The following is a 12,304-nucleotide window of genomic DNA, read 5'->3' as shown; positions in this document are numbered from 1 at the left end:
TCGAGCGGGCGATATCTTTCTCTACCAGCCAGACCGCGCCCCGACGGCGGGCGAGCCGTCAGTCCCGCAAACGATTGGCAGCGTGATCCTGGCGCTGCTCGGTCGCGACCTGCTTGGAATCCAGACCGCGTTCCTTCGTATGCTGAGCCTTGTCGCGGTTGGACAGGATTTGGTTTTCTTCGAGCTTATCCTTTGGGGTCGTGGTCATGGCACCTGTACCAGAACCCTTTCCCCGTGCACCCGCTCCGATATGCTTCTTGCTACCTTTTGCCATAGGCTTGCTCCAATTCTTAGTCGTCGGGACGGTTCTTGTGATGAACGCTCTCCTGATTTTCTCCCCGAAGAATGTTGCGATCGTCAGGATCAACAAGGTCGGGTGTCTTGGACCTGATTTCCGATCCCTTGCGCAGCGCTTCACGTTCCGCTGCGGATCGCTTCAGGTCCGCCACTGCGTCGAAATCCTTGCCGGCGCCCTTCGTGTTCTCCCGCTTTTCAATGATGCGCAATTGCTGCTCATGGGTCCTGCGTCCAGCCATTGGTACCTCCAAGATGCCTTGCGTTCGATTTGAGGCCCAGATTGCCGGCGGCATCGTCGACTTCCCGGTGATTGCAGGGACCACGGTCCTTGCCGAATCGTGGGCACCACGATCTGAGCCTCTCCTTATGGCGATAATGGCAGGGCCGCGGGATCGTTCCGAAATGGCGGTCGGATAAACCGTCTATCGCTCATCGACTCCGGACTGCCCATCCGCATCTGCCACGATCCGTCAGTCTTTCTCCTCGCGATACAAGCGCTCGGTCGCCCGCTCGCTCTCCCTGCGTTCTGCGGGACCGCGACGGCGTCGCGTAAGGAGCGCGTAGGCGATCAGGGTTGCCAGTATCAGGGGCCCGCCTGCAACGACGAGCAACCACATGCTGTTCTCAAACATGGACCATCTCCTTTCCCTCACAACCGAGAAGGCGCCGTAACCGTTCCTGGGCTCTGCGAAATAGAACCCTGTTCGCTGCGGACGGCGCTCGACCCGAAGCGATTGCCTTTCTGCCAGCTCGCGATCCGTTGCTTTGTGACGGCAATTATGCGACTGATTTGGCTGTGGTGCTGATTTGCGCCGACGACCCGCCGCCGAGGCGGGTTTTTTGTTTGAGTTTCGGCTATCCCTCAGAGCTGCATGTCACGCTTAAGGCGCGACTTGACCTCGCCGAACCATTTCCGAGAAACCGAGACCTGGCTTGAACTCCGAACGCGGTCTCCTGCGGTTTTGCTAGGCAAAGGCCGAGGCCCCGCCTCTCAGGCGGCGCTGCCCGCCTGCCGTTCCGATGGAACATCCCGGCATCTCCGTCGTTCGGCGACTGATCGCCGATGTCCACGTCTGACGCCTACCGCCGCAGCGAGAGCGTAAAGCTGCAAATACCAGATACAGAGGAGGCAACCATGCCCAACACTGCCGAGATCCTTGTCGACACATTGATCGCCTGGGACGTTCGCGTGATCTTCGGCCTGCCGGGAGACGGCATAAACGGCATCATGGAAGCGCTGCGCACAAGGCAGGACAAGATCCGCTTCGTACAGGTGCGGCATGAGGAATCCGCGGCTTTCATGGCAACGGCCTATGCCAAATGGACGGGCAAACTCGGCGTCTGCCTCGCCACCTCAGGGCCAGGAGGCACTCACTTGCTCACCGGCCTCTACGACGCAAAGCTCGACCAGGCGCCGGTCCTTGCCATAACCGGCATGCAATTTCACGACCTGATCGAGACGTTCACGCAGCAGGATGTCGATCTCACCCGTGTTTTCAACGACGTCGCCATCTTCAACACGCAAGTGACCGACGCAGCGCATATGGAAAACGTTGCCGGCCTGGCCTGTCGTTCCGCGCTTGCGGGACGCGGCGTCTCCCATCTCTCGATAGCCAGCGACGTGCAGGAACAGGCGTCGGCAAAGCGCTCGCCCCGCAACCTTCCAAGACACACGCCCGAACGGTGGTTCGAAGGGGACAAGCGACCCGACGAAGCCCAGCTTGCTCTTGCGGCCGATATCCTCAACACAGCCTCAAAGGTGGCGATACTCGCCGGGCGCGGTGCGCTGCATGCCCAGGCCGAACTCGAGAGGACGGCGGAACTCCTCGCCGCACCCGTTGCCAAGGCTCTGCTCGGCAAAGCCGTCTTGCCGGACGATCACCCGCACGTCATGGGCGGAATCGGAATATTGGGCTCGCTGACCTCGCAGGAGATCATGGAGGAATGCGAGGCGCTGCTGATCGTCGGCTCGACCTTCCCTTACATCGAATACTATCCCAAGCCCGGCAAGGCGCGCGGCGTGCAGATCGACCGCAACGCGCAGCGGATCGGCCTTCGCCATCCGGTCGAGGCCGGTCTCGTCGGCGATGCGGCCATCACACTGCAATTGCTGAATGAAAGGCTGAAGCCAAAGCAGAACAGATCCTTTCTCGATAACGCGCAGCAGAGCTTACAGCGCTGGCGCAAGATGATGGCCGAGGCCGAAAGCAGGGACGACGTGCCGCTCAAGCCGCAACGCGTCGTCAAGGCATTCGGCGACCGAATGCCGGCCAATGCGATCCTGGCCAGCGATTCCGGTCAGAACACCGAACTTGCCGCCCGTCATATCGATATCAAGGCAGGACAGGATTTCGCCGTCTCCGGCTCGCTGGCATCGATGGCCTGCGGGCTGCCCTACGCGATTGCCGGCGGGATCGCCTTTCCGGGCCGGCCGGTTTTCGCGGTGGTGGGCGATGGCGGGCTGGCGATGCAGCTTGGCGAATTCTCGACGGCCGTGCGTTACAAGATTCCGCTCAAGCTTCTGGTGATCAAGAACAACATGCTAAACCAGATCGCCTGGGAGCAAATGATGTTCCTCGGCAACCCGCAATTTGCCTGCGAACTCCAGCCGATCGATTTCGCTTTGGCCGCTGAAGCTATGGGAGGCATCGGCTACAGCGTCACTCGGCCTGAGAACGTCGATGGGGTCCTTGATGCCGCATTTGCCGCAGAAGGTCCGGTGATCATAGAGGCGGTCGTCGACGCATATGAACCTATGCTGCCGCCGCGCATGCCGGACGAATATCGCAAGAACATGCGCACAGCGCTGCGGGAAACGCCAGGCCGTAAGGAGATCGAAGCAAACCTCGCTCGGGAGCCGCTGAAGACGATGATGGGCTGACTGCAGGTTCCCTGGCCGGTCACTCCCTGACGTAGGCGCCTGGCTGGCGGCCGCTCTTCGGAGCCTTGGCGTCCTTGGAACGCTCGGCGATAGACGGACCGGCGCCGGATGTCTTTTCGGTCACGGCACTGGGCATGGACTGACTGGGCGGGTTTTGCCCTTCGGACTGATGGGTTTTGTCCTCCACCTCGTCCTTCGACCGTGTCAGGCCCATCCCGCCGGCAGGCTTCTTGTTGCCGGCCGCATCTTGGGAGAATTGATCCGAGGCGTCCGCATATTTCTTGGCCGGGTACTTGGTAGCACCATGTTCGTAGCGGGTCTCGTTTTCAGTCATGGCGGGTCTCCGATTGCCTCATGTATAGCGGTTAAACAGCCCTGTGACGGCCGGGTTCCAACTGCCGCCCGTACTCCCCACTGCCGGCATATGCGACATCTGCAAACGGACGCGGCGCCCGCTGGCGCGCCTGCCGATATTCGGCAATCCTCAGATCGTCTGCGTCAGTCAGGCCTCTTGCCATGGCGTGTGCAGGATATCGGCGCCCGGCTGCTCGTCGAACAGGACCGCGCAGCCGCGCTCCCACGCCACCGGCGACAGGGCGTTGGCCACGATTTCGTCCGGCGAGATGAAATCCCCGGTCAGCACCCGCAACTCTTCCACGGCTTTGGCCATCGACACCAATCGCCCGGCGGCGCGACCGGTCGTGCAAGCGTTGATGACGGAAACGAGATCGATCATTTCGAAGTGGCCCATCCTAGGCCTCCGCAAACAGCGTCCCTTTCCGGCTATGAACGTCGCAGCGATCGACAATGTTCCCGGCCCGGTCGAACGAAGTCAGCTTTAAGCGCAGCGCGTGCTCTAGGCCTGGTCTACCCTATCCTTGAGCTTGCTTAGGAATGCCACCAGAGCATCCTCCGGCCGATTGGCCTCCTCGGTCAGCATGTCGATGCCCCAGCATCCGAGGACCGCTTCCTGGACGACGCTCGGTTGCGGCATGAAGACGAACGATTTCGGACGGTTCTTTTCGTAGCCGGACCGGCGCCAGGTTTCCCAAAGCCGATACAGCAACAGACGGATGTTCATGTCGGACATGCTGTAGCCGATGAACAGGATGGTGCGCCCCAGTGCGTCGGCGCGAAACTTCACGTCCAATGGCGACTCGAACGAGAGCCGCTCGAAATAGTCGGACTCCGCCAGGACCAGAGATGCATCGTCGTCGAAATCGCCGTGGTATTTGATGATCTGGGCAACCTCGCCTTTCACCTTTGCGATATCCTTGGCATTGGCCACTTTTACGAATGGGCGGTCGTGGACTTCGAACGCAACCTCAAGGTTCCGATCATAGTTGGTGGTGTAGATGATCGGGAAATCGAGTGACACGATCAGCTTGTGGATCGCCGATCCCTTGACTTTTTCCCGCGAGACGCTCCATTCGCGATCCATCCAGCTGCGCAAGGGACCAAGACCCCCATTCTTCAGCCGGTAATATTCGGCAAGAGCCTGGTAGCTGGGTTCAGGCATGTCGACCATGTCGCGGTCGAGGCCGAGTTCATCCTCCATATGCTCGATGAGCTTCTGCCAGGATGGCAGGCCGACGCTCATCGACACCCCCGCCCCAACGAACAGGATCGCTCGTCGCTCTTTCACGGACTGAGCCAGTTGCTCGAGTGCAGACGGCATGGCCAACTCACCAGGCAATGATCCAACACAACTGCGAAAGGCGCCCTGTGTTCCGGAGAAGCGGATCACCGCCAAGTCTGTTCAGAAAATCGGGGGTGTTCAGCAAATCGGGCGCAGACTGGAACCGCTGAGGCAGATCGAAGTTTGGTTGTCAGGGAGACGATGATGGCCGCACGACGAGATCAGACGCCTGCCAAAGCGAGAGGCGATATCCAGGCCGGGGCGACGCAGGACAAGACCCCGGGGTTCGACCCTGCCGCGGCGCCTGAAGCGACCGACGCCGAAGCGGCAGATGTGCCGAGCACTGTCGCCGAGGCTCGCCCACGGCGACAACCAGAGTTCAAGAATGAAGCAAGCTTCGGCGATGCGATGCGGCCGGTAGGAAGCGAGCCTGATCTTCAGCCTCGCAGCAACTGGCCGGTGCTGGTGATTGCCGCAGTCGTTCTCGTAGCGGCCGCGGTCTTCGTGATAGCAGCCATGCTGCGCTAGCGAGGTACGTTTCGAGAGCTATTCGTACCCGAGGGCAAGGTCATTGTGAGCATCTGTCGCGGCGATCGCAGCCTGACCAAAAGCGACTGCGATCTGGTTCAGGGCTTTGACCAGGTCGCCGATGGCATACACTCCATCGACCGAAGTCCGCTGATGCTTGTCGACGACAACGTAGCCCTCGTCGCAGCATTCGATGCCCATTGCCAGTGCAAGTTCGGAACGCACCCGGCATCCCATCGCCGGATAGATGACGTCGAAATGTCGCACCTCGCCGTCCTTAAGGATGGCCTCGTAACCATTGTCGGACGGAACAAACTTTTTGAAGGTGTCGCAAATGGCAATGTTCTCTTCCATGGCCACGCGCCGTGTGCTGGCAGAAAAATCGGGAAGATAGCGTGCGAGCAGTGTGACGTGCTGCGTGTACTGCTTGAGGAACAAGGCCTCTCGCAGCGCCTTCGCCTCGTGTCCGATAACGGCGACCCGACGATCTATGACTTCATAGCCGTCGCAAACCGGGCAAAGGCGTACGCTGCCTCTGGCGATGGCCTCGCCCAGACGCGGAATTGCAGGCACGACGTCGACGATACCTGTCGCCAGGAATATCTTGCGGGCGACGATCCGCCCCGCGTTTGTCTCGGCACCAAATCCGCCTACGGTCGGCTCGATCGATGACGCCTGATCCTGCACCAGTGTCGCTCCGTATTCCGCGGCCTGAGCGCGAAGGCGTTGCAGAAGATCGGGGCCGCTGACCCCTTCCGGAAATCCCGGGCAGTTACGGCTTTCCGCAATCAGCATCGCGCGCGACTCACCCGCGTCGACCACGACGACCCGATGACGAAACCTGCCGAGATAGATAGCGGCCGCCAGCCCCGCAGGTCCGCCGCCAACAATGAGAACATCCGCTTCAGTCGCGGATGAGGCTGAATGTCGGCGTTTGCGCACGGATTGATCCATCCGCGCCGAACGAACTCATGGGAAAGATGTTCCACCGCCGAAATCGAAAGCCGCGACATCTGTCGCGGCAAGGCGTCACCACTCGATCGCCGGCCGTGCGATCATCAGCCAGAAAATCCCGAGGACGGCAGCAAAGGCGGGAAAGCCAAAGGCGAACCACAGCCAGAAAAGCCTGACATACCGGGCCGGCAGCGGGGCCCCCGCTTTGGCGGCTTCGGACGCCAGATTGCGCATCTCCATCTGCATCCATACCACCGGCAGCCAGAACACACCGGTGACGATGTAGAGTGCGATGGAAAGCACGATCCAGCCTTCGGAGAGCGCGTAACCCGCCTGCCAGGCGAGCGCGACGCCGGTTATCGGCTGCGCCACGACGGCAGTTGCCGTGAAGAGAAAGTCGGCGACCACTACGATGCGCGCCACTGCCGCAATTGTTGCTGCATTACTGGTCCTGTGGGCGAGAAGCATGAAGAAGGCAATGCCGGCGCCGGTGCCAAGCAGCACGCTGGCACCGATGACATGCAGGTACTTCAGCACGAAATAGAGCATCAGCGCTCCTCCAGGATTGCCAAGGCAACGAAGTGAAGGACGATGATCGGCAAGACCTTCAGGAACGGCCCAAGCGGTTCGTTCCACAGGTCCGGGCGCAGGAAAGTGCCCACGATTAGATAGAACAGCGAGAGCGCGATGCCGGCGTAGACGCCTTTTCGCGCCGTTGGCCGCCAGGCTATGAGTGCGCCGACGACGACGTCGGCAAGAGCGCCGGCGATCACGGCAGGCGCCGACAACATGCCAGCCCCAGTGCTTTGCATGAGGCCGATACCGTTGCCGTAGCCAGTGGTCAGCGAAACAATCCCCGTCATGATCCAGAAGAACGGCAGGACGACGAAGATTGCAGGCTTGGCGAAATAAAGCCCGGCGAACCATTTCTCCTGCACCGTTGCCGGATTGAGCGCGAGGAACTGCGCCAAGCTTTGAGGGTGTATGCCGGTCAAGGAAATCCAGTCCAAGGGATCTCCGACCGCCCCTCGCGTGATCTCCTTGGCGGCATTGGTGCGCATCGGAGGTCGCCAGCCGAGCATCGCGGCAAGATCGCCGAGGCGGTAGAGAAATCGGGCAACCCATCCCGGCAAGACAAGCCTGGCTGCGGAACCCCAGCCGAGCCAGCGGCGAAAAGTGCCGACAATCTCGTCCATGGTCAGCTGTTCGGGACCTGCAAGTTCCAGCGCCATACGAGACGACCTGCCGGGATTGAGAAAGAAGAGCACCGTCGAGACCACATCCTCGAGTTGCACGACCTGTAGCCGGCCGGTATCGGGCATTGACGGCAGCACCGGCAGCGAGGCCAGACCGCGAAACAATGCACTGGCCCCAAACACAGGCCGGCCGAGCACCACGGAAGGGCGAAGGATTATCCAGTCCAGATCAAGTGCCATGAGGGCCTGATCGCCAGCATATTTCGTCGCCGAGAACGACGAAGGCTGTGCCCGATCGACACCCATTGCCGAGAAGTGGATCACCTTGGCAACGCCGGCCCGCGCGCAGGCGAGAAAAAGAGCCGCCGCAGCATCGCGATGAACTTGCCCGGTCTTTTCGCGAGGGCTGTCCTGCAGCACGCCGGCACAGTTCACGACGGCATCGATGCCGGCCAGATGCGGCAGCCAATCTTCAGGGCGTAGCGCGGTCGCCATGTCCAGCACCAGCAACTGGTAGTCGCGGGCCGCATTTTCCCGAGGGATACGGACGATGCCGACCACCTCATGTCCTTCGGAAACGAGGCGGGAACAGACCGAAGCGCCGATCAGGCCGGTGGCGCCAACAACGAGAATTCTCATCGGACCCCGGTCTCCGGTACCGGTGACCACGAGACCATTGCCGTCCTATTCGGCGCGTGTCTCCTCGATGCCGTCGATGTTGTTCCGGCGCTGCGAAAACACACGTCCCCCAGGCAGTTGTTCAAGGGTGATGGTGACCACAGGCAGTCAAGTCGAAGACCGAGACGTTTACTGGTATTTACAGTGCGCGCTTGTAGCGTTGCTTCCACACATTGTCCTCCCAGCGCCGAACGGACCACGAGACTGGTGTGCAACTTGAAATAGAGCACATCATGGTTGCGTCAACTGAACCGCTGACGGACCTGCGCGATCATTTTGGCAGTCCGGCATGAGCTGTATGAATGCGCGAGAGACGAGCGCGGCAACTGCCCCGGCAGCGCGGAACAAACCATCGATAGCAGAATTAGGAAAACACCAGGAGGCCTATTATGGACCGGGAAGAGCGTATCAGGCGGCGAGCCCATGAAATATGGGAGCGTGAAGGCCGTCCCGAAGGGCGGGAGCGCGAGCATTGGGATCAGGCCGTGCAAGAGATCGAGGCAGAGGATTCCGAAGCAGAACGTGGACCGGTCGTGCCTGACCCGACCGTTGGCGCCGACTCCGAACCCGATACGGGCGGCGCCCGGGCTAACGGCAAGCCGATCTCTTGACCGGCTGTTCGGCACGGAAAGGAAAACGCCATGCCTCGTCTCGCCATGCCTCGTCTGATCGCCTGGATCGTGATCGTACTGTCGGTAGTCTTCATCGGTTGGCTATGGATCGACCAGACCGGGCGGACGAGCGACGGGACTCAGCCTGCGCCCCATGCAATAGACCAGGACGGATGATGACGGCAGTTGAACTCGGCAGGACCTGCAAGTTTTCGCAGCAGACGCGATCCTCGCTAATTCGAGGACGCGGGATCCTCATTCCTGTACTCGTGAATGAGGCCAAGGATTTGCGATCGGACTAGCTCGCGAGCCTCGGGCTGAACGAACGGCATCAAGAGTTCGACGCGCTCCTCGACTTTCTCCGGAAGATCCGCAGCAGGATCGATGAGGTCGTTGCCGTGCGCGTAGAGATTTTCCGTCAGTTTTTTGTCGAGGTCGGAAAAAATGCCCATTGATCTGCTCCAAGCCAGCTTCTCTGCTTAAATTGAAGGCTGACGAAAATGTTCCCCGGATGACCGATCACAACAGCTGCTTCTCCGGCCGAAAGCGGGTGATACGGATTACCTGTTCCGACCCATCTAGGACGCTCATTGTTTGGCGCTGAGCGTCGGCAGTTCAAAACCTTACCTGACTCCCCCGTTTTCGCACAGTCAGGATCAAATCCGGATGAGAAAGCACCAAGTCGGCGCGCACAGCGGCCCGCGTTCTTCAGCACCTGAAGATCTAAGACACTTCGCGCATCCGGAAGCGAGGTCGCGGCACGAGCATTGTCCGCGTTGTGAACCGCAGCAATGCGCCTGATCTCGGCCATTCAAGGGCATCCGAAACACTTCACAATAGCCGTCATTCCGGAAGCTTCTTAGAGAAGCGGACACTTAGGATTAGGAGTCGCCTATTGCAGTCCGATGCGTCCCGTGGCCGACGAAAACGCGGATAAGAAGCTAAACCGCGCTAGAGATCACATCGAAGCAGTCTAACCTCCGCCGCAACGGCTCCTGAAAAACAGTCCACGCATCGCCGGTATCCCGGCAGCGCCTGGGAAAATTTTAGCCATTGCTCGGTCAGGAATACGCAGGTGTTCCGTCAGCACGGCCTTTATGATCGATCGTACGTCCGTCGTAGCAGCCAAGTCTGTTCCGCCATGAAGCAGGTCGCGAGCAACTCCGGGCCAGCGATTGCCTACACGCCCGCCGGCAACGGCGCCACCCATTAACAATGTGACACTCGCGGCCCCGTGATCAGTGCCGCCGTCGGTGTTGGGCACCACGGAACGGCCGAACTCCGTGACTACCAGCACCGCCGTCCTGTTCCAGGCAGGCCCGGACGCTTGGGCAAATGCAATGAGACCCCGCGCCAGCCCATTCAAACTCCGCGCCAGCCTTCCGAAGTCCGCTCCCTGCGCCACATGCGTGTCGAAGCCGGCCATCTCGAGCATCGCGATCCGCGGTCCGCCCGTAGCTGACAGTGCAAGCGCCGCGCTCCTGGCCGCGTCGCTGAAGCGAACCGCTTCGAACGCGGCATGTTGTTCCAGCAGGCTTTCGCCGCCCTTGCCGCCGGACGGCCAAGTGCCCTCAGCGCAGAGGCGGACGAGGTCGAGCCGAGGATTGGCTAGCGCAAGATCGGCCAGCATGTCCATCGAGCGATCGGCCGGTCTGGCCTGCCACACCGCCTTCTGCCGGCGCGACAGTACAGAGGAAGCCCGGTCGAGCCACCCGGCGCTGCCGCCGTCGATATCGCCGTCGAACAGCGCCGCCTGGGCGGCCGCGTGGGACCGGCCCGCATCCGGAATGGCGGTCGCGGGCACGATGAGCAACTCGCCGCACGAGTAGTAGGGCAGGAGCGGCCCGAGCCCCGGATGAAGCGCGAAGAGCCCGTCGAGCTTTAGCATCTCGGCGACGCCGGAGTTCGGGAAAGGCGCGAGGGGCCCGCGCGCCGAGGCAAGATGCGGATCGCCGTAGGGCGGCACGGCAGCTAATGCATCGAGCCCGCCGCGCAGGTGGACGAGCAGAAGGCGAGAATCTTCGTCCACAGGCGAGGCACCGGCCAGACGCACGCTACCGAACGCGGACGCCAAGGCCAAACCTTGCAGCGCTGCTCTTCGGGTCAATTGCATTTAGGCTCGTCCGAACTTGGGTTCACCGGCGTACCCGCGGTCATATACCCTACCAGATCCGTATTCGGGATAAGACCTCCCGTTGGCAGAGCCTTGTTCGTCGGCTGCGCGTTGCGAACCAAAAGGCCGGCAAGTGCCGGGGCTGCGAAAGATGTGCCCGAACAGATGTTCCTCCGGAGCTTGCCGTTCTTTCGGCTCTTCCACAGTGACAGGACATTGACGCCCGGTTCGGCATAGGACGCGCCGAACGCCCCCCCGCGCCATAGCGTGTCGCACCAGGCGTTGCCGATGCCTTGGCATTTCCCAGGAGTTGCCACCTGAATATATTCGCTGTTGGAAGCCGACGCGCTGTATATCGCTCCCACCTTGTTTCCTGTCGTCACAGGCGAAAAATAAGTCGCCGCATTGGCCGGGAAATAAGACTGTACCCAAGGGCCCTTTTCGTCTTCCCTGGGGTTGCCCGCCGCTACGACAACGCGCACCTGGCGGTCGGCGATCTGATAAAGAAGGGCGTCGAGAAATTTAAGATCTTGCAGCGTGCTTCCGCGTCTGGTGCTCTCCAGATATAATGCACCCCAACTCACGTTCAGAATGTCCCCAGCGACCGCGTTGTCCCGAACATGGCGAAGGGCGAGAAGAGGCGGGCCGAAAATATCGGTCTTCAGCCTACTGAAGGCCTTCACGATCTTGAGCGGGGCGTCGGGGCTGACACCAACCAGACCTACATACTGGTTGCCCTGCTGGACACGCTTTCCGCCGATAACTGCTGCCACCATCGTCCCGTGCCCTACCGTGTCGTCGAGGCTCGACACGGTCTGGCATGGGCTGCTCGTGCAATCGATTGCTTCCTGAACCTTGAGGAGCCCCGCGGTGACAACGTTCCAATCCACTCCGCTGTCGATGATCCACACGGTGGGCGATCCTGAAGCCACCGGCTGTGGTGACCCGACGACCCTGCAGACGCTGGGAGGGACAATATCCGCAGTCGGCGAGGTGCCCAAGAGTTCCGGCCCCTCGCAGGTGGCACCATCGAACAGGTTCACCACGAAAGGATCCGGTTCCTCATATCCCTTGGAGCGCAGCTCTTCGATCTCGCTCTCGGAAAACGTCCCCGTCACGATGCTGATACCGATATCCGGCATATCCACCGCTTCCAGTTTGCCCTTGCCTGCGATGAACTTGTTCAGCGCGCCGATATCCTTGCGTAACTCCTCCGCCCTGGCGATGTTGGCGATGAAAGTCTTTTCGATGTTACCGCCGTCGGTGAAGCCCTCCTGGCTTGACGCAGCCGGTCTCTCGGTTCCGACAGCGGCGAGGAGACAGCCGATCAACAGCACACGAAGTTGAGCAAGTATCATCGTGCATCCTCCGGCTGTCGTTACTGGCACCCCGAGGATCAGAATGCTC

Annotated in this window: 15 protein-coding genes; 3 read left to right on the top strand and 12 right to left on the bottom strand. The window is 60.9% G+C overall.

Annotated features, from left to right (window positions below):
• Positions 1-58: 58 nt before the first annotated feature.
• From EN807_RS19250 to EN807_RS35605, 3 genes are all read right to left on the bottom strand, one after another.
• Positions 59-274, bottom strand: a complete 216-nt coding sequence (locus tag EN807_RS19250; RefSeq protein WP_127317242.1) for a hypothetical protein — start codon at positions 272-274, stop codon at positions 59-61.
• 16 nt (positions 275-290) lie between these two features.
• Positions 291-536: a hypothetical protein gene (locus EN807_RS19245; RefSeq protein ID WP_135936250.1), complete on the bottom strand. Its 246-nt coding sequence runs from the start codon at positions 534-536 to the stop codon at positions 291-293.
• A 231-nt stretch (positions 537-767) separates the two neighbouring features.
• On the bottom strand, positions 768-929 hold the full coding sequence (locus EN807_RS35605) for a hypothetical protein (protein WP_189522509.1): 162 nt from the start codon (positions 927-929) through the stop codon (positions 768-770).
• Positions 930-1,432: 503 nt separating this feature from the next.
• Between EN807_RS35605 and EN807_RS19240 the strand changes: the two genes are divergently transcribed.
• On the top strand, positions 1,433-3,178 hold the full coding sequence (locus tag EN807_RS19240; RefSeq protein ID WP_135936249.1) for a thiamine pyrophosphate-binding protein: 1,746 nt from the start codon (positions 1,433-1,435) through the stop codon (positions 3,176-3,178).
• A 19-nt stretch (positions 3,179-3,197) separates the two neighbouring features.
• Here the strand turns inward: EN807_RS19240 and EN807_RS19235 are convergent, their stop codons facing one another.
• From EN807_RS19235 to EN807_RS19225, 3 genes are all read right to left on the bottom strand, one after another.
• Positions 3,198-3,512: a hypothetical protein gene (locus tag EN807_RS19235; protein WP_135936248.1), complete on the bottom strand. Its 315-nt coding sequence runs from the start codon at positions 3,510-3,512 to the stop codon at positions 3,198-3,200.
• A 168-nt stretch (positions 3,513-3,680) separates the two neighbouring features.
• Entirely contained in the window at positions 3,681-3,929 is a 249-nt protein-coding gene (locus tag EN807_RS19230) for a hypothetical protein (protein WP_065010363.1), read from the bottom strand.
• A 105-nt stretch (positions 3,930-4,034) separates the two neighbouring features.
• Positions 4,035-4,856 (bottom strand): SIR2 family protein, encoded by an 822-nt coding sequence (locus EN807_RS19225; protein ID WP_135936247.1) that lies wholly within the window; start codon positions 4,854-4,856, stop codon positions 4,035-4,037.
• Between the two features lie 165 nt (positions 4,857-5,021).
• On the opposite strand from EN807_RS19225, the gene EN807_RS19220 reads away from it, so the two are divergent.
• Complete coding sequence (locus EN807_RS19220) at positions 5,022-5,345, top strand: hypothetical protein (RefSeq protein WP_135936246.1); 324 nt, start codon at positions 5,022-5,024, stop codon at positions 5,343-5,345.
• A gap of 18 nt (positions 5,346-5,363) precedes the next feature.
• Here the strand turns inward: EN807_RS19220 and EN807_RS19215 are convergent, their stop codons facing one another.
• The 3 genes from EN807_RS19215 to EN807_RS19205 all read right to left on the bottom strand — a co-directional run bounded on the left by EN807_RS19215 (position 5,364) and on the right by EN807_RS19205 (position 8,134).
• Positions 5,364-6,287, bottom strand: a complete 924-nt coding sequence (locus tag EN807_RS19215; protein ID WP_246684220.1) for an NAD(P)/FAD-dependent oxidoreductase — start codon at positions 6,285-6,287, stop codon at positions 5,364-5,366.
• 87 nt (positions 6,288-6,374) lie between these two features.
• On the bottom strand, positions 6,375-6,848 hold the full coding sequence (locus tag EN807_RS19210) for a DUF2269 family protein (protein WP_135936244.1): 474 nt from the start codon (positions 6,846-6,848) through the stop codon (positions 6,375-6,377).
• Positions 6,848-8,134 carry an SDR family oxidoreductase gene (locus EN807_RS19205; protein ID WP_135936243.1) on the bottom strand — a complete coding sequence of 429 codons (1,287 nt, stop codon included), beginning with the start codon at positions 8,132-8,134 and terminating at the stop codon, positions 6,848-6,850. The genes EN807_RS19210 and EN807_RS19205 overlap by 1 nt, the downstream gene beginning before the upstream one ends.
• A gap of 428 nt (positions 8,135-8,562) precedes the next feature.
• On the opposite strand from EN807_RS19205, the gene EN807_RS19200 reads away from it, so the two are divergent.
• Entirely contained in the window at positions 8,563-8,784 is a 222-nt protein-coding gene (locus EN807_RS19200) for a DUF2934 domain-containing protein (protein ID WP_127315994.1), read from the top strand.
• 233 nt (positions 8,785-9,017) lie between these two features.
• Here EN807_RS19200 and EN807_RS19195 read toward each other — a convergent pair whose 3' ends face one another.
• The 3 genes from EN807_RS19195 to EN807_RS19185 all read right to left on the bottom strand — a co-directional run bounded on the left by EN807_RS19195 (position 9,018) and on the right by EN807_RS19185 (position 12,255).
• Positions 9,018-9,236, bottom strand: a complete 219-nt coding sequence (locus EN807_RS19195) for a hypothetical protein (RefSeq protein ID WP_127315993.1) — start codon at positions 9,234-9,236, stop codon at positions 9,018-9,020.
• A 521-nt stretch (positions 9,237-9,757) separates the two neighbouring features.
• Positions 9,758-10,858: a DUF1501 domain-containing protein gene (locus EN807_RS19190; protein WP_189522508.1), complete on the bottom strand. Its 1,101-nt coding sequence runs from the start codon at positions 10,856-10,858 to the stop codon at positions 9,758-9,760.
• A 29-nt stretch (positions 10,859-10,887) separates the two neighbouring features.
• Positions 10,888-12,255, bottom strand: coding sequence for a S8/S53 family peptidase (locus EN807_RS19185; RefSeq protein ID WP_189522507.1), 1,368 nt, complete (start codon positions 12,253-12,255; stop codon positions 10,888-10,890).
• Positions 12,256-12,304: the final 49 nt, after the last annotated feature.

This window comes from Mesorhizobium sp. M5C.F.Ca.ET.164.01.1.1 (genome assembly GCF_004792125.1).
Lineage (GTDB): Bacteria > Pseudomonadota > Alphaproteobacteria > Rhizobiales > Rhizobiaceae > Mesorhizobium > Mesorhizobium wenxiniae.
This window is presented reverse-complemented; position numbering and strand designations above follow the sequence as displayed.